Consider the following 23869-nt stretch of genomic DNA (forward strand, 5'->3'; position numbering starts at 1 on the left):
TTTCCCGCGCGGCGAGGCCGTGCACTACCGCGAGCACGCACTGTCTCTCGGTGTCCCCGAGGACACCATCCTGATCGAGCCGGCCACGACCAACACCGCCGAAAACCTCACACTGACCCGGGACCTACTCGCCGAGCGCGGTCTCACGCCGCATTCGGTCCTCCTCATCAGCCGCCCGTATCAACAACGGCGCGCCTACGCGACATGCCGCAAAATCTGGCCCGAGGTCGAAGTGATCTGCGGAGCCCACCCGATGAAGTTGGACGACTACGTCGCCTCCATCGGTGACGTTGACCGCGTGGTGTCCATGCTGGTGGGCGACACTCAGCGCATCGAGGTCTACGCCGAGCGAGGATTCGCCATCCCGCAGCCAATGCCCGAGAACGTCCGCAAGGCGTTCCAGCGACTCGTCGACCACGGCTACACCGCCCGCCTAGTGGCCTGACCAACCGCTTCGACCAAGATTCACACCGCAGAACCAGCCCGTTCACGGCGAGACCTGCTGCACAAGGGCACCGAGCAGGCGTTCCTCATCATTAGAAGTTTGCTCGGCGGAGCCGTGCAAACTTTCCCTACTCCTTCAAAGGCTCCCGCTCCACGGCCGCCGGCCGGTCCGTCCGGGCCGGGTATGCAGCCTCTTCGGGCCGGTCTCGGTCCGCTGGTCCGACCAGGCACCACATCCATGCCGACTCGCTTGGCCATACGGGACGGTCAGGGTGTTGTCAGCGGTGGCAGGTTCGCCGGTTCGGCTTCCTTTGGACTCCGATGCGGGGGAAACTTGGGGCAGATCAGGTCAACCGGGGTGGTGTTAGGTGAGTTCGCATTTTCTGGTGGTGGCGACAGAGTGGGGGTCGGCGCAGGGGGGATTGAGCACATTCAATCGCCAACTATGCGCCCATCTAGCCTTGAATGACGGTATTCGGGTGACTTGTCTGGTTCTTCGTGCGTCCGCAGAGGAAGTTCAGGACGCCGCCGGGCGGGGCGTGACTCTGGTAGAGGCGCCCAGGCCCCCGGGGACGCCGGAGGGTGATCGGCTTTCTCGTCGACCTGATCTCGGGGATGCCGGTGAGCCACAGGTGATCGTTGGGCATGCTCGCATCACGGGGCCGGCTGCTCATGCTTTGAGTGACTACTTCCCGGGAGCCAGGCGTGTGCATTTCATTCACATGATTCCTGATGACATCGAACGTCATAAGCCCGGCCGTGGTGTTGATGCCGAGGTGTTGGCGGAGGAGCGGCATCAGGCCGAGTTGGAGTTGAGTGAGGCGGCGGATCTGGTCGTTGCGGTGGGCCCGCGTATATATGCGTGGTTCCTGCGCGATCTTCATGCGCGTGGGGTCGATCCGGGTAAGTTGCTGCGTTTCGATCCGGGCTTTGACGTCGAGGCGCCTGCGCAGCGGACTCCCCCGCTAGGGGAGCCGTGGATGGTGTTGTTGTTCGGCCGGGCCGAGGATGAGCGGCTCAAGGGCCTGGACATCGCTGCCGCTGGGTTTTCCCAGGCCGCCCGGCGTGTTCGGGACCTGCCCGGTATCGAGTTGGTGATCCGTGGTGCGCGGAAGGGCACGGCCGCCGAGGTGACCAGGCGGGTCCGTAAACAGGCCCGGGACAAGGGGCTCAACGTCCGCGTTAAGCAGTACACGACGCAGCCGGCCAGGCTGGCAGATGACCTGCGGGCGGCCAGCCTGGTGATCATGCCTTCACGCGCTGAAGGATTCGGGCTGGTGGGGGCTGAGGCGATCGTGGCAGGCACACCGGTTCTGGTGAGCAGTACCAGCGGGCTGGGGACCTTGCTGACTGAGGCTCTCGACCAGGAATCGCTGCGGACCGTTGTGGAAACGACCAGCGACGACAAGGCTACCGCTGAGAACTGGGGCCGCGCGATCGAAGCGGTCCTCAAGAACCGCACCACCGCTTTCCAGCAAGCCCGAGCACTTCAGCAGCAGCTAGCAGAAACCATCACATGGGCCTCGGCCATTTCCGCCTTCCTGAAAGCTCTCGACCCGTCAACGGCACTCGCGCACAAGGACTCGCCACCCACACCCTCACCGCCGACCGATCCTCAATCCTTGGTCCAAAACGGCAGCGATGTGATCGATCGAGGACTTCCGCAGCGGCTGCGCGGATTCACCGGGCGTGGTGAGTTGCTGTCGAAGGTGGAGCAGGCCCTATCGGAGACTCCACCCTCTCCGGTGGCCTTGTATGGCCCTGGTGGCGTGGGCAAGTCCTCAGTGGCGGTCGAGTACGCGTACCGGTTCGCTGACCGGTACGACCTGGTCCAGTTTGTGAATGCCGAGACCCCGGAACTGATTGCTGCTCAGATCGGCGAGTTGGGGGTGGCCATCGGGGTGGCCTCTGCAACGGTCGATACCGACACCGCCGCCAAGGCCACCATCGAAGCACTCCAACACCGCCAGAACTGGTTGCTGGTCTTCGATAACATCGTGCACCCGGATGACCTACAACCCTGGCTCCCCAAGGGATCAGGGCATGTCCTCGCAACCTCCCGCGCAGGCGGCTGGCAGGAACTCGCCCACCCGATCCCTGTCGAAGAGTTCCACCGCGCCGAGTCCATCGACCTGCTGACCAGAAATGTCCAGGGACTGGATGCGCAGGACGCCGGGCAGGTCGCCGACATCCTCGGAGACCTTCCTCTCGCCCTGGCACAAGTATCGGGTGTCCTGGGCGCAGGTGTTTCCCCTGCCGAACTCCGGACCCTGATCAGCGAGCAGGCCAAGAAAGTGCTCGATCATGGAGCGAAACGGTCCTACGGTGAAACGCTCGCAGCGATCACCCTGGTCGCCACCACCAAACTCGCAGACGAATCCCCCACAGCCGCGAACCTGCTCCAGCTGTGCTGCTATCTGGCTCCCGAACCCATCCCCGCCGACTGGTTCCGTGCACTACCCGCTTCCCACACCGCGACAACGGCACCGGGACCGCTCCCACAGGGGGTACTCGATACAAGTGCCGCATTCTCTCTCATCCGCGACAAAGGACTCGGTCGGCTCGACGCCAGCGGCATGCGACTCCACCGCCTCACCCAAGCCATCATCCGCGACCACACCCGCCACCAAACCGACGCTTACCAAACCTTGGCCGCCGACATCCTCACCACCGCCGCACCACTCGACTCTGGCGACACCACGTACTGGCCGCAATGGAAACGCCTCACCCCGCACCTCCTAGCAACCAACCTCTACACCACCTCCTCCCCGCCCCTCCGGCAGGTCGCCTGCAAGGCTGCCCACTACCTCATTGTCAGCGGACAAACCAAGGCAGCCCACACACTCACCACCAGCCTCCACCAAGGCTGGGCCGAACATCTCGGCGCCGATCACACCGACACTCTCACCGCCGCCCAACATCGCACGCATGCCCTACGAGACCTCGGCGACTACACCACCGCCCACATCATCAGCCAAGCCACCCTGCGCCACCATCGTCAGACGCTGGGCGAGGACCACCCCGACACCCTCACCTCCGCCAACAACCTCGCCGTCACCCTCAGCGCGCTGGGCCGGGACAACGAAGCCCTACCCCTGGACAAGGACGCCCACGAACGTCGCCGACGCGTCCTGGGCGAGGACCACCCCGACACCCTCACCTCCGCCGGCAACCTCGCTGGCACCCTCCGCGCGCTGGGCCGGGCCAACGAAGCCCTACCCTTCGCCCAGGACACCTACGAACGCTGCCGACGCGTCCTGGGCGACGACCATCCCGGCACCCTCAACTCCGCCGGCAACCTCGCTGGCACCCTCCGCGCGCTGGGCCGGGACAACCAAGCCCTCCCCCTCGCCCAGGACACCCACGAACGCCGCCGACGCGTCCTGGGCGACGACCACCCCGACACCCTCACCTCCGCCAGCAACCTCGCTGGCACCCTCCGCGCGCTGGGCCGGGCCAACGAAGCCCTACCCTTCGCCCAGGACACCTACGAACGCTGCCGACGCGTCCTGGGCGACGACCACCCCGGCACCCTCACCTCCGCCAACAACCTCGCCGCCCTCCTCCGCGCGCTGGGCCGGGCCAACGAAGCCCTACCCTTCGCCCAGGACACCTACGAACGCTGCCGACGCATCCTGGGCGACGACCACCCCGACACCCTCACCTCCGCCAACAACCTCGCCGCCATCCTCAGCGCGCTGGGCCGGGCCAACGAAGCCCTACCCCTGGACAAGGACGCCCACGAACGCTGCCGACGCATCCTGGGCGAGGACCACCCCGACACCCTCACCTCCGCCAACAACCTCGCTGGCACCCTCAGCGCGCTGGGCCGGGACAACCAAGCCCTCCCCCTCGCCCAGGACACCCACGAACGCCGCCGACGCATCCTGGGCGACGACCACCCCGACACCCTCAACTCCGCCAACAACCTCGCCGTCCTCCTCCGCGCGCTGGGCCGGGACAACCAAGCCCTCCCCCTCGCCCAGGACGCCCACGAACGCTGCCGACGCATCCTGGGCGACGACCACCCCGACACCCTCACCTCCGCCAACAACCTCGCTGGCACCCTTCGCGCGCTGGGCCGGGACAACCAAGCCCTCCCCCTCGCCCAGGACACCTACGAACGCCGCCGACGCATCCTGGGCGACGACCACCTCGACACCCTCACCTCCGCCAGAAATCTCGTAATTATCCTTTCGGAATCGGGAAGAGGTAACGCCGCCCGCGTGATAGAAATGCAAATCCCCAAGAAGGGGAAGCAGAAAAGGAAAGGGGGGAGAGGGAAGAATAAGTGATTTCGTTGCGCTGGCTACGGATCAGGTCGTCACGATGTCGGCTCCCTACGGTCGTCGCGCGTGGCTGGACGCTGCTGTGGCTTGTGTGATCGGCTGACGCGCCGCTAGCTGGATCGACTGCTGTACGAGGAAGGCCAGAAAGAGGAGTTGTGGCAGCGCGTTGCGCTTGGAGAGACGAGTCCTCCCTCTACTTCCTGGTACGTTTCTATGTGAGCAAGGAGACCATGACGCCGCCCGACAGGTGGCGGCTGAGTTCGGCGGGACGGACGCTTAAGCGCAGCAGCTGGCGAACGAGCCGTCTGCCTGTGAGTGAGCCAACCTCGGGGACCAGATGGGGGCCACATGCCATGCCTCCGATCGAACAGAACCCTGATCAACGCACTTCAATCACGCGTTCGAATCATGTCCTGAGCTGCATATACCTTTCCCCTACCGTCCTGGGGTCAAGGGAGTCGCGCCGCTGCTTTCGGCTCTTCGGTGGGAGCGAGAGCGGGAGCGGGACCATGCGGTGAGATGCGGTTACGTGCTCTCAGCAGCGGTCAGCCCGGCTCCTGCTACCCCGTCTGACCTGCCAGAACGGTGAGGTAGGCGGTGTGCCTCAAGGGTCGACACCTGGTTGTGGTCCAAGATGTCGGGGGTTCAAGTCCCCTCACTCACCCCAGGCTGCAGGGCCCCGGTCATCGTTGATGGCCGGGGCCCTCGCCGTTGCGGCGGGCTTGGGAGCGGTTGTGCGTTTCTTGGCCGGGCCGGGCGTGTAGCCGCCGCCCGGCCGGACAGATCACCCACATGAAAATCGGATACAAGCTCTTCGCCGAGGCCTACGGGCCCAAGGAGATCGTGCGGCAGGCCGTCGAGGCCGAGCGGGCCGGGTTCGACTTCGTGGAGATCAGCGACCACTTCCACCCCTGGCTGTACAGCCAGGACCACTCGGGGTTCGCCTGGTCGATGCTCGCCGCGATCGCGGCGCGGACGTCCACGATCACGATGGCGACCGGGGTGACCTGCCCGACCGTGCGGTACCACCCGGCGATCATCGCGCAGGCGGCGGCGACCACCGCGATCTTGTCCGACGGGCGGTTCGTGCTCGGGGTCGGGTCCGGCGAGCGGCTGAACGAGCACATCGTCGGGGTCGGCTGGCCCTCGGTCACCGTGCGGCACGAGATGCTGCGCGAGGCGCTGGAGATCATCCGGCTGCTGTGGACCGGCGGCTACCACTCCTACGAGGGCCGGCACCTGGACCTGGAGGACGCCCGCGTCTACGACCTGCCCGAGGAGCAGCCGCAGATCATCGTCGCGGCGGGCGGCCCGCAGGCCGCCAAGATCGCCGCCGATCTGGGCGACGGGCTGTTCAACACCGAGGCCGTCCCCGACGTGGTGGAGGCCTACCGCAAGGCCGGCGGGCGCGGGCCGCGCTACGGCGAGGTCCCGGTGTCGTGGGCGGCCGACGAGCAGGAGGCCGTCGCGTCGGCGCACCGGCTGGCGCGGTTCGGGCAGACCGGCTGGAAGGTGATGGCCGAGCTGCCGAACCCGGTCAACTTCGAGGCCGCGACCGCGCTGATCGGCGAGGACGTCATCCGGCAGAACGTCGCCTGCGGCCCGGACCCCGAGCGGCACCTGGAGGTCGCGCGGCAGTTCGCGGGCGCCGGCTTCGACCATCTGGTGCTGATGAACTCCGGGCCCGACCCCGACGGCTTCATGCGGTTCTACCAACGCGAGCTGGCCGGGCCGCTCCGCGCGCTCGGGGACTGAGCCGCGGAGGCGCGTCGCATTGGCTGAAGGTGATCGGACGGTTATGCTCCGATCTTATAAATGCCAAGGGCGACCGCCGGAGGCGGGATGAACGTCGACGAAACGGCTCCACTGCGCGTGCTGGTGGTGGACGGCGACCCCCATGCCCGGGCCGACGCCGTCTCACGGCTGGCGGGCAGCGACGAGCTGGAGGTCGTGGCCGAGACCGCCGACGGCGCCGGCGCGGTCGATCTGGCCGAGCGGCTGCGCCCCGACATCGTGCTGATCGGCGCGGGCGCCGCCCGCACCGGGCACGCCGCGCCGCTCAGCCGCGCCTCCCGGGTGTTCGTGCTGGCCGGCGCCGAGGACCGCGGCACCGTCGAGGGCGCCCTGCGGGCGGGCGCCTGCGGGCATCTGGTGCCCGGCGCGTTCACCGCCCGGGACCTGATCCGCAGCGTCCGCGATGCCTCCCGGGTCAGCCTCGGGCTGTCGGCGCGCGAGGCCGAGGTGATGGACCTGATCGCCAGCGGCCGCTCCAACGGGGAGATCGCGCGCCAGCTGTTCCTCAGCGAGAAGACGGTGAAGAACCACGTCAACCGCATCTACTCCAAGCTCGGGGTGAGCTCGCGGGCGACGGCCATCGCGCTGTGGCGGGGCATGATGAGCGTGCTGCCGGGGCGCGAGCGGCCGGGTGCGAACGATTCGCACTGAGCTCGCCTCGCCTGCTACTGTTCTTTCTGTCGCCGGAGGGCGCAGCACCTCACGCGACATGCGCCGTTAGCTCAATTGGCAGAGCAGCGGACTCTTAATCCGCGGGTTCGGGGTTCAAGTCCCTGACGGCGCACTCGCTTCGACCGGGCAGTCGCATCACCGATGCGCCTGCCCTTCGTCGTCTCCGGGGCCGGTTCAGTCCTGCCCGCCGGCCGACAGCGCCCGCGTCGCCTCGGCGACGATGTCGCGCATCGCCCGCTCGGCCTCCGCCGCGTCCCCCGCCTGGACGGCCTGGGCGACCTCGGCGTGCCAGCGGATCGCCTGCGGTTCGGGGCGCGGGGGCATCAGGTGGTGGTGGGTGCGGCCGGCCAGCACCGCGGCCACCACGTCGCCGAGCGCGCCCAGCATCTCGTTGCCGGACGCCTCCAGGAGCGTGCGGTGGAAGGCGGTGTCGGCCTCCAGGTAGGCCTCCAGGTCGCCCGACCTGCCGTGCACCGCCATCTGCATGACCGCGCCGGTGAGCACGCCGCACTGCTCGGGGGTCGCCCGGCGGGCGGCGAGGGCGGCGGCGACCGGCTCGACGCCGCGGCGCAGCTCGTTCAGCGACCGCAGCTGCTCGCCGCGGCCGGCGCCGTCGAGCCGCCAGCCGATGATCCGGGGGTCGAACAGGTTCCACCGCTCGCGCGGGGCGACGGTGACCCCGACGCGGCGGCGGCTGCTGACCATGCCCATCGACTCCAGCACCCGGATCGCCTCGCGCACCACCGAGCGCGACACCCCGAAGCGGGACTCCAGCTCCTCGATCCGCAGCACCAGGCCCGGGGCCAGCTCCCCCGAGGTGATCAGCACGCCGAGGCGGTCCAGCACGCTGCCGTGCAGCCCCGCCGGCTCGCCGGATCCCGCCATGTCCCCCACCACGGGCCGATCCTCCCATGTCAGGGGGCATGAGATGGCTGAACAGCCCAAAAGATCTGATTTATTGTCAGTAGTAGCTTTTCAAAGCAGATGAGTCATGCCACACTCCTCCGAACGTCGCAGAAAGGTGCCCCGCGATGCGTCCCACCCCCGCCTCCGCGCAGGCCGCTCCGCTGCTCGTCGTCATGGGCGTGTCGGGGTCGGGCAAGACGACCTTCGGCGCGGAGCTCGCCCGGCGGCTCGGCGTGCCCTTCGCCGACGCCGACGACTTCCACACCCCCGCCGGCATCGCCAAGATGTCGGCCGGCGTCCCGCTGGACGACGAGGACCGGCTGCCGTGGCTGCGCGCCATCGGCGCCTGGCTCGCCGGGCACGCGCGGGACGGCGGCGTGGCGGGCTGCTCGGCGCTCAAGCGCTCCTACCGCGACCTGCTGCGGGAGTACGCGCCGGACGTGGCCTTCGTGCACCTGCACGGCGCGCCGGAGATCGTGCGGCGCCGCGTGGCCGAGCGGCCGGGCCACTTCATGCCCGCCTCGCTCGTCGACTCCCAGTTCCAGACGCTGGAACCCCTCGAACCCGGTGAGCGGGGCCTCGTGCTCGACCTCGACGCCCCGCTCGACGACCTCGTCGCGGCCTACCTGGCCGCGGCACCCCTGTCCGACCCCACCCCCAAGAAGGCCGACCGATGAACCTCCTCGCCCTGGCGCCGCCACCGCAGCCCGTCGCCGGCGGCGGCCAGCTCGTGCTGGCCGCGCTCCTCGGCATCGCACTGATCGTCGTGCTCATCACCTGGCTGAAGCTGCACCCCTTCCTCAGCCTCACCCTCGGCGCGCTGACCGTCGGCATCACGGCCGGCCTGCCGACCGCCGACACCGTCACCTCGTTCACCACCGGGTTCGGCAGCACCGCCGCGAGCGTCGGCGGGCTCATCGCCCTCGGCGCGATGTTCGGCAAGCTGCTGGCCGACAGCGGCGGCGCCGACCAGATCGTCGACACCATCATCGGGCGCGCCGGGCGGCGCACGCTGCCCTGGGCGATGGCCCTGGTCGGCGCGCTGATCGGGCTGCCGATGTTCTTCGAGATCGGCCTGGTGCTGCTGATCCCGGTGATCTTCCTGGTGGCGCGCCGCTCCGGGCTGTCGCTGGTCAAGGTCGGCATCCCCGCGCTGGCGGGCCTGTCGGCCATGCACGGCCTGGTGCCGCCGCACCCCGGCCCGCTGGTGGCGATCGACGCGCTGAAGGCCGACCTCGGCATCACGCTCGGCCTCGGCGTGCTGGTCGCGCTGCCCACCATCGCGCTGGCCGGGCCGCTGTTCGCCCGCTACGCCGCCCGCTGGGTGGACGTGGCGCCGCCCGAGCTGTACGAGGGCACGCAGGAAACCGACGACGCGGACGCGCGGCCCCGGCCGTCGTTCGCCCTCACCCTCGCCACGGTGCTGCTGCCGGTCGTGCTCATGATGGGCAAGGCGCTGGCCGACATCTTCGCCGACAAGGACTCGCAGGTCCGCACCGTCCTGGACAACCTCGGCACGCCGCTGGTGGCGCTGCTGATCGCCGTCATCGTCGCGCTGTTCACCCTCGGCCGCGGCGCCGGCATGGACCGCGCGGCGCTCGCCACCGCCCTGGAGCGCTCGCTCACCCCCATCGCGGGCATCCTGCTCATCGTGGCGGCGGGCGGCGGCTTCAAGCAGACCCTGATCGACACCGGCATCGGCAAGCTCGTCGCCGACTGGGTGAGCGGCAGCGGCATGTCGGTGCTGCTCCTCGCCTGGGTGGTGGCGGTGCTGATCCGCCTGGCCACCGGCTCGGCGACGGTCGCCACCGTCACCGCCTCGGGGATCATGGCGCCGCTGGTCACCACGCTGGACACCGGCCAGACCTCGCTGCTGGTGCTGGCCATCGGCGCCGGCTCGCTGTTCTTCTCCCACGTCAACGACGCCGGGTTCTGGCTGGTCAAGGAGTACTTCGGGCTGAGCGTGGGCCAGACCGTCAAGTCCTGGTCGCTGATGGAGACGTTCGTGTCGGTGAGCGGGCTGGTCTTCGTCCTGCTCCTCGGCCTGGTCGTCTAGGCGCACCGGGCGGGCCGGCCGGCTGCCGGACGGCCCGCCCGGCACCCGGTGAAAACGGATGACTTGTCATCCGAGCTACAAAAGGGCTGACCGAACCGCGCTCGTACGACAAGATCGGCGCATCGGGCGTAACTACGCTGAGCCGTCCGGAGGGACGTCCACCGCGCCGTCCCCAGCTCACCCCCGTCACCGTCGAAAGAGAGCCGGGCATGTCGATCACCTCCGTCCCCACCGAGCAGCTCGACCTGTTCATGGCGCTCGAACCGACGGTGGAGAAGGAGGTGAACCGGCATGTGGCGACGGCCGAGGAGTGGTTCCCGCACGAGTACGTCCCCTACGACGTGGGCCGCACCTACGCGGGCGTCATCGAGGGCGGCGAGGGCTGGGAGCCCGGCGACTCCAAGGTCTCCCCGCAGTCGCGCGAGGCCCTGCTGGTCAACCTGCTGACCGAGGACAACCTGCCCGGCTACCACTTCGCCCTGCGCAGCGTGTTCGGGCAGGACGGCGCGTACGGCTACTGGACCAACCGCTGGACCGCCGAGGAGAACCGCCACGGCATCGTCATCCGCGACTTCCTGACGGTCACCCGGGCGATCGACCCGGTCGCCCTGGAGCGCGCCCGGATGCAGCACCTGCAGGTCGGCTACGCGATGCCGCACGGCACCGACATGCTGCGCGGCGCCACCTACGTCGCCTTCCAGGAGCTGGCGACCCGGGTCTCGCACCGCAACACCGGCAAGGCCTCGGGCGACGTGCTCTGCGAGCGGATGATGGCGCGGGTCGCCAAGGACGAGAACCTGCACATGATCTTCTACCGGAACTTCATCGGCGCCGCGTTCGAGGCCGACGCGAACCAGGCCATGCGCGCGGTCACCGACGTGGTGACCACGTTCGAGATGCCCGGCAACACCATCGACGGCTTCCTGCGCAAGTCCGTCGCGATCGCCAACGCCGGCATCTACGACCTGCGCCTGCACCACGACGAGGTCGTCCTGCCCATCCTGCGCAAGTGGGGCGTGTTCGACCTCACCGGCCTGGACGCCGAGGCCGAGCAGGCCCGCGAGAGGCTCGCCGCGTTCCTGGAGAACCTGGACCAGGCCGCCGCCCGGTTCGAGGAGCGCCGCGCCGAGCGCGAGGCGCGCCGGGCCGCCCGCCAGGGCTGAGCCCGCGCCCGGGGCGGCTTTCATTCTTTTCCGAGGCCGCCGCGAGTAGGGTCGTTTCCATGACGCGTGGAAACGACCTGCTCGTCCGGGCGCGGAAATTGGCGCCCCAGCTGGCGGAACGCGCCCGGGCGGCCGAGGAGCTGCGTCGTCTCCCCGAGGAGACCGTCCGGGATATGGCCGATGCCGGATTCCTCGAAGTGCTCGTCCCGAAATCGCGGGGCGGCGCGGAACTCGATCTGGCGGACCTGGCGGGAATCGCACGGGAACTCGGCTCAGGGTGCGCCTCGACCGGCTGGGTCGCGGCGATTTACATGCTCCATAACTGGGTGCTGTCCCTGTTCCCGGAAAAGGCGCAGGACGAGGTCTTCGCCGAGCGCCCCTACGCGTTCGCCCCCTGCGCGCTGGCGCCGACGGGGCGGGCCCGGCCGGTCGACGGCGGCCACCGCGTCACCGGCCGCTGGTCGTGGGGCACCGGCGTCATGCACGCGGACTGGGTGATGGTCGGCGCGCCCGCCGAGGCGGGCCCGACGGTGTTCCTGCTGCCCGCCGCCGAGGTCGTCGTCCACGACGTCTGGTTCACCAGCGGGATGCGCGCCACGGGCAGCAACGACATCGAGGTGCGCGACCGCTTCGTGCCCGCCCACCGCGCGGTGCCGCTGGCCGACCTCGTGCGGGGCGCCGCGCCCGGCGCGGCCTCGCACGAGGGCGCCGCCTACCGCCGCCCCCTGGTCCCGATGCTGGCGCTGGCGGGGGCGGCGCCGGTCCTCGGCGCGGCCGAGGGGCTGCTCGCCCGGTTCCAGGAGCGGCTGGGGGAACGGGTGTCGGCGTACTCGGGCACCCGGCAGGCCGACCGGACCGGCGCGCAGATACGGCTGGGCCGGGCGACGGCGGAGCTGGCCGCGGCGGGGCTGCTGCTGGACGACGCCATCGCCGCCCTCCAGGCCCGCACCGGCGGCGCCGGCCTGCTGGAGCGGGCCCGGGCCCGGCTGGCCGCCACGCAGGTGGTGGCGACGGCCCGCGGCGTGGTCAACGACATCGCCCTGGCCGCCGGGGCGAGCGCGCAGCTCATGCACATGCCGTTCCAGCGGGTGCAGCGCGACGTCGCCACGATCTCCGGGCACCTGGCCTTCGACCTCGACGACACCTACGCGCTCTACGGCAGGGTGGCGCTCGGCCTGGACCCCGGCCCGGCGACCCTGGTCTGAGCGGTCAGGGCTTGCGGGCGACGGCGGCCACGAACGGCACGTCGGGGCCGTCCGCGGCCTGGCCGGGGCGCCAGCGCGTCACGCTCACCAGGCCGGGCGGCAGGAGCTCCAGGCCGTCGAAGAAGCGCAGGATCTCCGCCTCGGTGCGCGCGATGGCCCCGTCGCCGCCCCGGTCCCCCAGCCTGGTGCGGTACAGGTTCTCGATCTCCGCGCCGACGAGGGGTTCGGCGCGGGCCGCCGAGACGACCAGGAAGCTGCCCGGCGGCACCGCCTCCAGGTAGCGGGCCACCATGCGGTGCGGGTCGTCGGCGTCGCCGACGAAGTGCAGGATGCTCACCATCATGACCGCCACCGGCCGGTCGCGGTCCAGCAGCGCGGCCGTCACGGGGTCGGCCAGCACGGCGTCCGGGTCGCGCAGGTCGGCCTCGACGACGCCGGTCCGGTCGTCGTCCGCCAGCAGCGCCCGGCCGTGCGCGGTGACCTCGGGGTCGTTGTCGACGTAGACGACGCGGGCCTGCGGGTCGCACGCCTGCGCCACCTGGTGCACGTTGTCCGCGGTGGGCAGGCCCGCGCCGATGTCCAGGAACTGCGCGACCCCGTGGTCGGCGACCAGGTGCCGGACCGCGTTGCCGAGGAAAAGGCGGTTGGCCCGGACGATCTGGTGGACGTTCGGCAGCACCCCGGCGAGTTCGTCGGCGAAATTCCGGTCGGCGGCGAAATTGTCCTTTCCGCCCAGCCAGTGGTCGTAAACGCGGGCGATGCTCGGCTTGGACGGGTCGTAGGTGAAAGCGGGCTTGCTGGGACCGGACACGCACACCGCCTGAACATCGGGAGCCGTTTCCCACCGATCATGGCATGGGACGGCGTTCCCCGGGGGCGGTCTTGTTCTCGTTCATTCTTTTCGCCTGGAACCGCACGCGGAACGGGCCGAATGTGCGCGGCAGCGGGCGGTCCGGCCTCAGCCGGATACCGGCCGACTGCCGGAATTGGAACGGGCGCAGCAGCGCGGCCAGGAACAGGCTGGTCGTCAGCAGGACGAGGTCGCGGCCGGGGCACTCGGCCGGTCCCCCGCTGAACGGGACGAGCGACCAGTCGCCCGCGGCGGTGCCGTCCAGCCAGATGCCCGGCACGAAGGAGTCGGCGAACGGCAGCGTCTCGTCGTCGCGCTGGACGAACGGGGTGACGACGGCCAGCCCGGTGCCCGCCGGCAGCGTCCGGCCCGCCCACACGGTCTCGGCGGTGGTGTCGCGCAGGATCGCCAGGGTGGTCGGCCACAGCCGCACCGACTCCTGCACGCAGGCGCGCAGGTAGGGCAGCTCCACGTCCCCCGTGCGGGCCTCCTCGCGGGCGCGCCTGCCGGGCTCGGGGTGGGACGCCAGCAGCGCCAGCGCGCGATAGGCGGCCATCCCGGCGGGCTCGAACGCGAACAGCCACTGCGGGACCTGCTCGTCGGGCTCGGTGTCCGCGGCCTTGCGCGTCGTGGCGACCAGCTCGGCGAGGCTGCCCGGCTCGGCCCGCTCGACGTAGGCGTGCACGCGGCGCAGGAAGCGGTGCCGGACGGCGTCGCGGCGGGGGTGGGCGTAGGCCCAGTTGGCGTCCATCCGCAGCCGGGTGAGCAGGTCGCTGATCTCGTTGTCGTCGCGGGCGGCGTCGCCGAGGACGACGCGGCGGATCACCCGCCACCACGCCACCCGGAAGTGGTCCCAGTCCAGTTCCCCGGACCGGCCGACGGCCGCGGCCAGCAGCGCGGCCTCCTCCTCGACCTTCCGGACGATCGACGCGGCGTTGCCGTGCACCGGCCGCCCGGTCTCCAGCACCAGCTCGTTGAACGCGCGCCGGTCGGCGCGCTCGATGCCGTGCGAGGCGAGCACGCCGTGCGGCTGGAAGTGCGCGAGCGCCGCGCGCTTCTCCTTGGTGGCGGCCGCGAACGGCTCGGGCGTGCCGGTCAGCACGCGCTCGACGTCGGCCGGGGACAGGATCAGGGCCATCGTCCGGCCGGGGATCCGCAGCAGCAGCGGCCCCGGCCCGTACTTGGCCCGCAGCCCCTGCATGACCCGGCCGCCGGTGCGGTCGGCCTGGAGCATTTCGGCCAGGGCCACCACGCGCGGGCGGCGGGCGAGGATGCCGCGCGCGATGATCGGGGCGAGCACGAGCGCGCCGGCGCGCAGGGTGTCGGCGACCGACGCCCGGGCGGGCGGGCCCGTGGCGGTGTCGGGCCTGGTGTGGACAGTGGTCACGTGGGCTCCTTCTTCATCATCGGCCCCCCTTGCCCCGCGGCCGGCCGGCGAACCTCGTGGCGGGCGGCGGCACCGGGAAAAAGCACGGGACAAAACCCGCCACCGTGCGTTGCGGACCGGGCGGATCGGGGAACGCTTCTGTACAGGAAAAGGTTTTCGAGGTAGTGCGATGCGTCAGCGGTGCGGCTGTCCCAGCGGGTCCGGTAAGCCGGTCCCGGCCGGAAACCCCTACGACGCCCCTCCTCATACTCCGTCAGCCGGTCACCACGGCTGACCAGCGTCTTCCCAAGTTTTCGTCAGCGCCCAGCCGCTGAATTCACAAGCCCGGTGCGGTGAACACGCACGCCCGCGCTTCTCGCCGTAGTGATGACGGCGTCCTCTCCCCAGATGGCCATGCCCTCATGGCCGTTTCGAAAGGTCCCTCCCTTGGGCCGTAGCACGTCCCTGGCAGCGTTGCCGGGGATCCTCCTCCTGCTCCTCTCGCTCGTCCTTCCCGTCCGGCCGGCCGCGGCCGACGCGGCCGTCGTCGCCGAGACGGCCGTCGCGCCCCGCACCCTGGACCTCACCATCGACTCGCCCGCCATGGGCGGCCGGCAGAAGGTGCGCCTGCTGCTGCCGGCCGGCTGGTCGCGGACGGCCGGCCGCACCTGGCCGACGCTGTGGCTGCTGCACGGCGGCGTCGACGACTACACCGCCTGGACCCGCGAGACCGACGTCGCGCGGCTCACCGCGGACTCGGACGTCATCGTCGTCATGCCGAACGGCGGCTCCTGCGGCAACTACTCCGACTGGTGGAACTACGGCGACGGCGGGCCGCCGCGCTGGGAGACCTTCCACATGACCGAGCTCCGGCGCATCCTGGAGCGCGGCTACCGCGCCGGGACCGAGCGGGTGATCGCCGGGAACTCGATGGGCGGCCTCGGCACCATGCTCTACGCCGCCCGCTTCCCCGGCGCGTTCCGGGCGGCGGCGTCGTTCAGCGGCTACCTGCACACCCTGTACGGGCACCGGCCCGGCGACGACTCCACCGGCTGGGGCCCGTCCCTGTCCTGCCCCGGCACCGACTGGCGGCGGGTGTGGGGCGACCCCGACGACCAGGCCGCGATCTGGCACGCGCACAACCCCTACGACCTGGCCGGCAGGCTGCGCGGCGTGCGGCTGTGGGTCGCGGCGGGCAACGGCAGGGCCGGGCCGCTCGGCGGGCTGCCGTTCACCGACCCGGTGGAGGCCGCCGCGCACGACCACGCCGTGGCGTTCACCGGACGGCTGGACGAGCTCGGCATCCCGGTCACCAGGCGCTTCTACGACGGGCAGCACAGCTGGCCGTACTGGCAGCGCGAACTGCACATCGCCTACCCGTTCCTGATGCGGGCCCTCGGTCAGTAGCCGGACGGCATCGTCTCCAGCTCGCCGCGGCGGGCCGCCTCCAGGTGCAGCGGGCGCAGCGCCGAGGTGGTGCGGAACCAGCAGAGGGCGTCGTAGCGGCCGGCGACCTCGCTCGGGACGTACTGGCGGCCGTCGCGGCCGGGGTCGTAGACGACGCCGATGGCGCGCTGGCCCCGGGTCAGGGCGGGCGGCGGGACGAACAGCGCGCGCCGCAGGCCGGTGTCCATGAGCAGCGCCTCCAGGGACCCCGGCCGCGGCTCGGGGACGGCCATGACCTCCATCGCGGCGCCCCAGCGCGGTGCGGCGACCACCTGGCCGGGGCCGCCGGCGAACCCGGCCAGCGCGACGCGGTCCGGGCCGTGCCGCTCGCGGGCGAGCTGGCCGAGGCTGACCATGCCGGCGGCGGCCATGCCGGTGGCGCGGGCGTCGCCCACGTGCGTGTTGTGCGCCCAGACGACCGCGCGGCCCCCATGCTGGTCCGGCCCGTGGTGGGCGAGCAGACGGTCCAGGGTGTCGGCCATGTGGCGGTCCCGGACGTTCCACGACTCCGGGCCGCCGTCGATCATGGCGCGGTAGTAGCGTTCGGCGCCCGCCGCCACCTCGGCGTTCTGCAGGACGTCCAGCTCGGCGGCGGGCACCTCGCGGCGCAGCCCGGTGAGCAGCGCCAAGACCTCGTCCTTGCACCCGGACGGGACGAGCGCCGTCTCCCGGGCGTAGCTCTGCGGGTCCTCACCGTGGGGCTCGAAGCACTGGTAGGCGGCCAGGGCGGGCCCCAGCGCCTCCGGCCGGTGGTCCGACAGGTAGCCGATGACGGCCCGCAGCGACTCCCAGAGGCTGTAGACGTCCAGGCCGTAGAAACCCACCCGGCGCTCGGGCGGCAGGCCCGCGTTGCGCGCGCGCAGCCAGCGGCAGAATTCGGTGGTCTCCTCGTTGGCCCACATCCACGTGGGCCAGCGCCGGAAGCCGTCGAGGGCCTCGCGCGGGTCGTCCGGCGCTCCCGGCGCCAGCCTCACGCTGCGGTCGATCCGGCGGCAGTCGGGCCAGTCCCCCTCCACCGCGACGAAGGAGAACCCGTGCTCGGCGATCAGCCGCCGGGTGATCGCCGCCCGCCACGCGTAGTACTCGTGCGTGCCGTGGCTCGCCTCGCCCAGCAGCACGCACCGCGCGCCCGCCGCCCGCTCCAGGAGCGGGTCCAGGTCCTCCTCGTATTCGAGGGGGAGCGCGTGCCGGAGGAGGTCCTCGTCCATCGCGTCAGCTGCCGGCGGCCTTCTTGATCGCGTCGAGGTGCTGCTGCAGCTTCGGCCCCGCCTCCTTGGCGAGCGCGACGACCTGGGGGGACTGCCCCTTGGTCTCCTCGGTCCTGCCCTCGGCGATGGCCTTGCTATGCGCGGCCGTCATGTCGGCGAGGAAGAGGACGTCGAACTCCTTGCCCTGCTTCTGGCCGAGTTCCGCCGCCTTCTTGGCCTGCTCCTCCGTGGGCGCGTCCGGCAGCTTCACCCCGGCGGCGGACGCGGCGGCGGTGAGCTTCTGGTCGAAGGCGGTGTGGTCCTTCACCAGCATGGTGCCGATGTCGCGCACCTTCTGGTCGGTGCCCTTCTGCTCGGCGAGCCGGCCGGCCTTGATCTCGGCCAGGTCCGCCTGGTGCGCGCTCACCAGCCAGGCCTGGTCCTGGGCGGAGAGCGCGGACGCCGACGACGACGCCGACATCGACGGTGCCGCCGAATCCGTCGAGGACGACGGCGGCGGCGAGGCCGGGGACCCGCCCGCGGTCATGCGGCCGTTCTCGGTGTTCCCGCACGCCGTCACGGCGACGGCGACGGTGAGCGCGGCGACGGCCGGGCGGACGCCTTTCATGAGATCTCCAAGATGTCGGTTCGTGGATTCACCGCCGGACTACCCGCCGCCCCGACCCGCCATGTCGGCCCCGCCGGTGCCCGGGACGATAAATGGACGGCCCATTACCCGGCGCGCCAGTCCGCCGATTCCAGGGCACCGGCGGCCTGCGGCCCCATGAGCCCGAGCCCGCCGTCCACGAACAGCGACGAGCCGGTGATGTAGGACGCCATCGGCCCCGCCAGGAAGGCGATCGCCGCCGCGACCTCGCGGGCGTCGCCGGGCCGGGCCAGCGGGTAGCCGGGGCGGCTCGCCGGCTCGGGCGGCCGGTCGGCCTGCCCCGTCATCGGGGTGGCGATCTCCCCGGGCGCCACGGTGTTGACGGTGATCCCGTGCGCCGACAGCTCCAGCGCCAGCACCCGGGCCAGCATCCGCAGCCCGCCCTTGGCCGCGCAGTACGGGCCGGACCCGACCCGCGGGTGCTCCTCGTGCACGCTGGTCACGTTGACGATCCGGCCGCCCGCGCCGCGCGCGATCATCCGGCGGGCGGCGCGCTGGGCGCACAGGAACGGCCCGTCCAGGTCCACCGCCAGGACCGAGCGCCATTCGGCGTAGTCCATGTCCAGCACCGGGCGGGTGCTGCCGGTGCCGGCGTTGTTGACCAGCACGCCGAGGCCCTCCAGCTCGTCGGCGAGCTCGTCCACCACGGCCGCCGCGGCCTGCGGATCGGTCAGGTCGTGCCGCCGCACGGCGGCGCGGCTCCCGCAGTCGCGCACCTCGGCGGCCGCGTCCTCGGCGCCCTGCCGGTCGGAGTGGTAGGTGATGCCCACGTCGAAGCCCTGGCGGGCCAGGGCCACCGCGGTGGCGCGGCCGATGCCGGAGTCGGCGCCGGTGATGATCGCCACCCGGTCGTAGTCGCCCCCGATATGGGGGGCCGCCGGCTCGCCCATGGCGTTACTTGTCCGCTTCGTCCTCGTCGATCCGCACGCCGGCGAGCGGGTCGCCGTCGCTGGTGCCGCCGCCGAAGTCCTTGCCGTCGTAGCCCTCCGCGGCGGACCCGTGCCCCGGCACGATCCGCTCCTGCGGCAGCTGCTCGTGGCCCGAGCTGGCGCCCGGTCCGCGGTCCGCCGGGTCGTCGTCGCGCTTGCGCTCCGTCATGGTCGTCCTTCCGTCGGTCGCTGCACTGACCTCCCTGGCCCTAACCGATCGGACGGCGCCTAATCCCGCAACGCGGGCCCCTGCCCGGAAATTTGCCTCAGGAGGCGAAGACGCTCCCGCGCAGGCTGTCCAGCCCCAGTCCCCCCAGGCAGCGGTAGGTGCGGGCGCCCGTGTCGAAGGCCGCCTTGGACGGCGGCAGGATGGTGAAGCGCCATTGCGCGGCCGGTTTGCGCAGGGCGGCGCCCCGCCGCGACGCCAGCATGACCTTCCGGGAGCAGACCCGCCGGACCGTCGGGTGCTGCTGCAGTTCGCGGTCCTCCCAGGTCTCGCCGTCCTTGGGCATGACGGCGATCGCGAAGGTCTCCAGGCTGTGGGTGGTGTGGCAGTCGCGGCGGGTCGCCCGCGCGTCGCCGGCGATGGAGACCACGCCGCCCCAGCATTCGGGGGTGACCGGGCAGGCGGCCTTGGCGCCGGGCACGGACGCGGCGGGGCAGCCGGCCGTCCGGACCGGCACGTCGGGCTTCCCCGCGACGGCCGCGGCGGTCGGCTGCGCGCCGCCCCCGCCCTTCGCCTCCTCCCTGTCCCCCTTGTTCCCGAAGGCCACGAGCGCGCCCGCGCCGAGGACGCCGGCCGTCAGCAGCGCCGCCGCCCCCAGGATGGCGCCGCGCGACAGGCCGCCCGCCCGCTCCTCGCGCGGCGCCGGCCTGCGCGGCGCCGGGGCGGCGGGAACGGTCGGCGCGGGGGCGAAAGGCCCGGTGGGCAGCGAACGGCCGGTGGGCGCCGACGCGGTGAGCTCGGCGGGCGACAGTTCGGCGAGGGCCTTGCCGAAGGCCGCCGCGCCCGGCGGCCGCTCCGCCGGGTCGTACGCCATGCCCTGGCGCAGCACGGCGGTGAGCGCCGGCGGCACGCCCGGCAGGTCCGGGAGCGGCCGGTGCTGCGCCGCGATGAGGGCGGGGACGCTGAGGCGCCCGTCCGGCGGCACGTGCGGCGGCCGGCCCGACAGCAGCGTGTACAGGGAGGCCGCGAGGGAGTAGACGTCGCCGGCGGGCGCGGGCTCGTCCAGCCGGAACGCCTCCGGCGGCGCGTAGGCGGGGGTGAGCGCCTCCCGGGTCGCCGACGACTCCAGGCCCGGCGCGGGCATCGCGGCCAGGCCGAAGTCGGCCAGCGCCACGTTCCCGTACCGGTCCAGCAGGATGTTGGCGGGCTTGACGTCGCGGTGCAGGATCCCGGCGTCGTGCGCGGCGGCGAGCGCGCTCGCGATGCGCACCCCGATGTCGCGGACCTGCGCCGCGGGCAGCGGGCCGCGCTCGCTCACCAGATCGCGCAGCGACCCGTTCGGGCACAGCTCCATGACCATGAACGGGCGGCCGTCGGGGAGCACCCCGGCGTCGTACAGCGCCACGACGTGCGGGTGCCCCGACAGGCGCCCGGCGGCGGTGACCTCGCGCAGGAAGCGGCGCCGGTCGCGCTCGGTGGCCAGCACCCGGCCGTCGATCTTGAGGGCGACCTCGCGGCCGACGGCCGTCTGCCGGGCCCGGTGGACGGTGCCGAACCCGCCCGCGCCCAGCACGTCGACGAGCTCGTAGCCCGGGATGTCCATGCCCGCTCCCGCTCCGCGCGACAAAGGGAGCAGACTATCCACTCAGTGTCCGGCGATGTCGGCACAATCCGCCCTCATCCGGCCCCCGCGCCGCATACGCTGCCAGACAGCGACCCGCTCCCCCCGCGCGCCGGAGTCCCCATGGACACGTCCACGCCCGTCATCGCCCACGGCCGCGCCGGGCTCGGCGCCTTCACGCTGCGGCCGATGGACCGCACCGGACTGCTCGCGCCCCGGCTGGCCGACGCCGGGCTGCCCCGCCGCGACGCCGCGGGCCGCCGCCGGGCGCTGGTGCTGCGCGGCGAGGGCGGCATCGGCAAGAGCGTGCTGCTCGGCCAGTACCTGGAGCGGCTGGAGGCCGGCCGGCGGCACGCGGTCGTGTTCGTGCCGTGCCCGCCGGCCGGCGGCGACCTCGGCACGTTCGAGGCGGCGGACCGGACGCTCGGCATGGCCACCGGTGATCTCCGCGCCGCCGGCGACGGCCTGCTGGACCTGCTCGGACGGGTCCGGGCGCAGGGCGGCGGCGAGGTGGTGCTGCTCGTCGACTCCCTGGACCTGCGCCTGGACGAGCGCACGCTGAAACCGATCACCCGGGTGCTCGCCCGGGCCCTGGAGATCGGGCACGTCGTCATCGGCTGCCGCGCCCCCGAGTACACCGGCCTGCTGGCGGACGGCGCGCACTGGCTCGCCGGGCGCATGGAACCGCTCGACCTGCCCCCCTTATCCGCCCCGGAGATCATCGCCTGGGCCGAGGCGTACCTGGACCGGACCGACGAGCACCCCGCCGACCGGGACGCCTTCCTGGCCTCGCTGCGCGACGGCATGGCCGGCCGCCGGTCGCTGCAGGAGGTCTGCTCGCTGCCGGTGCGGCTCGCCCTCACCTGCCGCACGTTCGCCGGCCTCGGTCACGTCCCCCCGGAACTGACCGTGCACGGCCTGTTCAACGACTACTGGCAGACCCGGATCCGCGCGCACGGCGGGCTCGCCGGGACGCCCGAGGGGCGGGCCAAGGAGACCACCGCGCTGAAGCTGCTCGCGCACGTCGTCCGCCCCGACGGCACGGTCGCGCCGCACGTCCCGGACGCATGCCTGGACGACACCGACGCCGAAGGCCGTGACCTGCTGCTCAGCGAGGGCGTCGTGCGGGACCGGGGCACGGCGCTGGAGTTCTTCCACCAGACGTTCGCCGAGTACGGGCACGCCCGCTGGCTGCTGCGCCGCGGCGTCGACGCCCCCGAGACCGTCCGGTTCGGCGAGCGCGTCGCCGCGGGCGCGACCCCGCTGTGGGAGATCGCCGGCTCGCTGCTGCTGCAAGCCGGCTACCGCGACTACCTGCGGCTCGCCGAGCGGCTTCCTGCCGACCGTCCGCCCGCCGCGCGCGTCCGCGCCTACGCGGCGCTGCACCGGCCCGAACCCGAGGCCCTCGCGGTGTTCGCCGACGAGGTGGCGGGGCGGCCCGGGCTGCTGCCGCCGGTGCTGAACGTGCTCGGCGACGCGCCGTCCGCGCGGGTGCCGCACGCCTTCGCGACGGCGCTGTCCCTGCTGGCGGCGCACCCGGAGTCGGTCGCGGTCCCGGCGGTGCGGGCCCTGGCGGCGCTGCTGCCGCGCCATCCGGCGGCCGAAGCGCCGGACGCACTGCGCTCAGCGCTGGAGACGGTGCTCGGGGCGGCCGGCGCGCTGCCGGCCGCCACCTGGGAGACGCTCCCTGAACAGCTGATCGTCGCGCTGGACGGGCACCCCGCGCGGCCCGCCACGCTCGCGCTGCTGCGCGAGACCTACGCCCGCCTCGGCCGCCGGGGCCAGCAGGCCGCGCTGCGCGCGCACCTCGCCCTGGACGCGCACCTCACCGGTGCCGACGTCGCGGACCTGGCGGCGCGCGCGCTCGCCGAACCCCGGCCCCATCTCAGCAAGGCCGAGACGGTCGCGCTGACCGGCCTGTTCTGGCACGAGCCCGCCGTCCGCGCCGCCCGGGACTGGACGTCGCCGGTGGCGATGGCGGACGAGGAACCGCCGCCCGGCTGGCAGGACGGGCAGGTCGAGTACCTGCGGCGGCTCGCCGGACAGGACCTGGGCGTCCGCGCGCAGATGCTGGACGCGCTGGTCGAGCGGGCGGCGCGTACCGGCATGGACCACATCGAGGTGGTGCGGCGGTTCACCGAGACCGACCCGTCCTGGACGGCGGAGCGGCTGGCGGCGTCCACCGCGCCGCGGACCGCGCTCGCCCAGGTGATCATCCCGCTCGCCACCGCGCTCGCCCCCGGCCTCACCCCGGCGCAGCGGGCGTCGTTCCTGGACTGCCTGACGCTGCGCCGCGCCGTCGAGCCGCGCCGGGTCTTCCCCGCCCAGATCGCGCTGGCCGGGGACGACGTGGCCTGGCAGCGGCGGATCCTGGCCGCCCTCGCCCGCCCGGAGCGCAGCGCCGCCACCGTGGGCGGCGCCGTCGACGCCTGGCTCGACCAGGTCCCCGCCGGGGTGCTGCGCGCGCTGACCCCCGGTCTGCGCACGCTCCTGGAAGCCGAGGACACCGCGACGCGCCGGCGCCGGGCCCGGCTGGAGGGGTGGGCGGCGCCCACCGATCCGGCGGCGCGGGCGTGGCTCGCCGGCCGGCTGCTGGACGGCCCGGACCCCAAGGTCGCCTCCGCTGCGGTCACCACGCTGACCAGGGCGTTCACCACGACGCCGCCGTCCCCCGAGGCCGCCGCCTGGCTGGCCGGGCTGCTGGCGTCCCGGAATCCGGACGCGGCGGCGGGCGTGGCCCTCCTGCTGGCCGCGCCCGAGGCGCCGGTGCCGGAGCCGCTCGTCCCCGCGACCGTGACGCGGCTGCGCACCGCGATCGACCACGGCGAGCCCGCGCGCCTCACCGAGGCGCTGGCGCGGCTGTTCGCCAAGGCCGCGCGCTCCACCCGGGTGCCCGCCCGAACGGTCGAGGAGGTGCACGCCCTGCTGCGGATATCCGGTTCGTCCCACCCCGCCTGACCTGATAATCTCTCCGAGCCGAGAGACGCTCAGCGCCTCCCACCGGCACGCGCCGTTAGCTCAATTGGCAGAGCAGCGGACTCTTAATCCGCGGGTTCGGGGTTCAAGTCCCTGACGGCGCACCCGCTCAATACCCCTCTTCATCGCGAA

General features: G+C 72.4%; 18 protein-coding genes and 2 tRNA genes. 12 read left to right on the forward strand and 8 right to left on the reverse strand.

Going from position 1 to position 23869, the window contains the following annotated elements; genetic code table 11:
* The first annotated feature begins 19 nt into the window (after positions 1 to 19).
* From ACRB68_RS23055 to ACRB68_RS23075, 5 genes are all read left to right on the forward strand, one after another.
* The gene (locus ACRB68_RS23055; protein ID WP_328594632.1) at positions 20 to 445 is read left to right on the forward strand and encodes a YdcF family protein; all 426 of its coding nucleotides are present in this window, start codon (positions 20 to 22) and stop codon (positions 443 to 445) included.
* 388 nt (positions 446 to 833) lie between these two features.
* Entirely contained in the window at positions 834 to 4739 is a 3906-nt protein-coding gene (gene fxsT / locus ACRB68_RS23060; protein ID WP_328594899.1) for an FxSxx-COOH system tetratricopeptide repeat protein, read from the forward strand.
* A 786-nt stretch (positions 4740 to 5525) separates the two neighbouring features.
* Positions 5526 to 6488, forward strand: a complete 963-nt coding sequence (locus ACRB68_RS23065; protein ID WP_153535839.1) for a TIGR03557 family F420-dependent LLM class oxidoreductase — start codon at positions 5526 to 5528, stop codon at positions 6486 to 6488.
* 87 nt (positions 6489 to 6575) lie between these two features.
* Entirely contained in the window at positions 6576 to 7178 is a 603-nt protein-coding gene (locus tag ACRB68_RS23070) for a response regulator transcription factor (RefSeq protein ID WP_153535841.1), read from the forward strand.
* 60 nt (positions 7179 to 7238) lie between these two features.
* Positions 7239 to 7311 (forward strand) — tRNA-Lys (locus tag ACRB68_RS23075).
* 62 nt (positions 7312 to 7373) lie between these two features.
* On the opposite strand, the gene ACRB68_RS23080 is transcribed toward ACRB68_RS23075, so the two are convergent.
* On the reverse strand, positions 7374 to 8084 hold the full coding sequence (locus ACRB68_RS23080) for a FadR/GntR family transcriptional regulator (protein WP_153535843.1): 711 nt from the start codon (positions 8082 to 8084) through the stop codon (positions 7374 to 7376).
* A 146-nt stretch (positions 8085 to 8230) separates the two neighbouring features.
* Between ACRB68_RS23080 and ACRB68_RS23085 the strand changes: the two genes are divergently transcribed.
* The 4 genes from ACRB68_RS23085 to ACRB68_RS23100 all read left to right on the forward strand — a co-directional run bounded on the left by ACRB68_RS23085 (position 8231) and on the right by ACRB68_RS23100 (position 12529).
* Positions 8231 to 8782 (forward strand): gluconokinase, encoded by a 552-nt coding sequence (locus tag ACRB68_RS23085; protein ID WP_207709795.1) that lies wholly within the window; start codon positions 8231 to 8233, stop codon positions 8780 to 8782.
* On the forward strand, positions 8779 to 10161 hold the full coding sequence (locus ACRB68_RS23090; protein ID WP_153535845.1) for a GntP family permease: 1383 nt from the start codon (positions 8779 to 8781) through the stop codon (positions 10159 to 10161). The genes ACRB68_RS23085 and ACRB68_RS23090 overlap by 4 nt, the downstream gene beginning before the upstream one ends.
* A gap of 209 nt (positions 10162 to 10370) precedes the next feature.
* On the forward strand, positions 10371 to 11324 hold the full coding sequence (locus tag ACRB68_RS23095) for an acyl-ACP desaturase (RefSeq protein ID WP_153535847.1): 954 nt from the start codon (positions 10371 to 10373) through the stop codon (positions 11322 to 11324).
* A 59-nt stretch (positions 11325 to 11383) separates the two neighbouring features.
* Positions 11384 to 12529, forward strand: coding sequence for an acyl-CoA dehydrogenase family protein (locus ACRB68_RS23100; RefSeq protein ID WP_153535849.1), 1146 nt, complete (start codon positions 11384 to 11386; stop codon positions 12527 to 12529).
* A gap of 4 nt (positions 12530 to 12533) precedes the next feature.
* Here ACRB68_RS23100 and ACRB68_RS23105 read toward each other — a convergent pair whose 3' ends face one another.
* Both ACRB68_RS23105 and ACRB68_RS42545 read right to left on the reverse strand, forming a co-directional pair.
* Complete coding sequence (locus tag ACRB68_RS23105) at positions 12534 to 13340, reverse strand: SAM-dependent methyltransferase (RefSeq protein WP_328594634.1); 807 nt, start codon at positions 13338 to 13340, stop codon at positions 12534 to 12536.
* Between the two features lie 37 nt (positions 13341 to 13377).
* Positions 13378 to 14766, reverse strand: a complete 1389-nt coding sequence (locus ACRB68_RS42545; RefSeq protein ID WP_207709796.1) for a cytochrome P450 — start codon at positions 14764 to 14766, stop codon at positions 13378 to 13380.
* A gap of 453 nt (positions 14767 to 15219) precedes the next feature.
* Between ACRB68_RS42545 and ACRB68_RS23115 the strand changes: the two genes are divergently transcribed.
* Positions 15220 to 16152, forward strand: a complete 933-nt coding sequence (locus ACRB68_RS23115) for an alpha/beta hydrolase (RefSeq protein ID WP_235959865.1) — start codon at positions 15220 to 15222, stop codon at positions 16150 to 16152.
* On the opposite strand, the gene ACRB68_RS23120 is transcribed toward ACRB68_RS23115, so the two are convergent.
* From ACRB68_RS23120 to ACRB68_RS23140, 5 genes are all read right to left on the reverse strand, one after another.
* On the reverse strand, positions 16146 to 17399 hold the full coding sequence (locus tag ACRB68_RS23120) for an erythromycin esterase family protein (RefSeq protein WP_153535853.1): 1254 nt from the start codon (positions 17397 to 17399) through the stop codon (positions 16146 to 16148). The genes ACRB68_RS23115 and ACRB68_RS23120 overlap by 7 nt on opposite strands.
* 4 nt (positions 17400 to 17403) lie before the next feature.
* Positions 17404 to 18006, reverse strand: a complete 603-nt coding sequence (locus tag ACRB68_RS23125; RefSeq protein WP_153535855.1) for a DUF4142 domain-containing protein — start codon at positions 18004 to 18006, stop codon at positions 17404 to 17406.
* A 104-nt stretch (positions 18007 to 18110) separates the two neighbouring features.
* On the reverse strand, positions 18111 to 18935 hold the full coding sequence (locus ACRB68_RS23130; RefSeq protein ID WP_153535857.1) for an SDR family oxidoreductase: 825 nt from the start codon (positions 18933 to 18935) through the stop codon (positions 18111 to 18113).
* A gap of 4 nt (positions 18936 to 18939) precedes the next feature.
* The gene (locus ACRB68_RS23135) at positions 18940 to 19143 is read right to left on the reverse strand and encodes a hypothetical protein (protein WP_153535859.1); all 204 of its coding nucleotides are present in this window, start codon (positions 19141 to 19143) and stop codon (positions 18940 to 18942) included.
* A gap of 97 nt (positions 19144 to 19240) precedes the next feature.
* Positions 19241 to 20743, reverse strand: coding sequence for a serine/threonine-protein kinase (locus ACRB68_RS23140; protein ID WP_153535861.1), 1503 nt, complete (start codon positions 20741 to 20743; stop codon positions 19241 to 19243).
* A 141-nt stretch (positions 20744 to 20884) separates the two neighbouring features.
* On the opposite strand from ACRB68_RS23140, the gene ACRB68_RS23145 reads away from it, so the two are divergent.
* Positions 20885 to 23719, forward strand: coding sequence for an NACHT domain-containing protein (locus ACRB68_RS23145; protein ID WP_153535863.1), 2835 nt, complete (start codon positions 20885 to 20887; stop codon positions 23717 to 23719).
* A gap of 49 nt (positions 23720 to 23768) precedes the next feature.
* Positions 23769 to 23841: transfer RNA gene (locus ACRB68_RS23150), tRNA-Lys, on the forward strand.
* The last annotated feature ends 28 nt before the right edge of the window (positions 23842 to 23869 follow it).

Source organism: Actinomadura macrotermitis, assembly GCF_009604375.1.
Classification (GTDB): domain Bacteria; phylum Actinomycetota; class Actinomycetes; order Streptosporangiales; family Streptosporangiaceae; genus Spirillospora; species Spirillospora macrotermitis.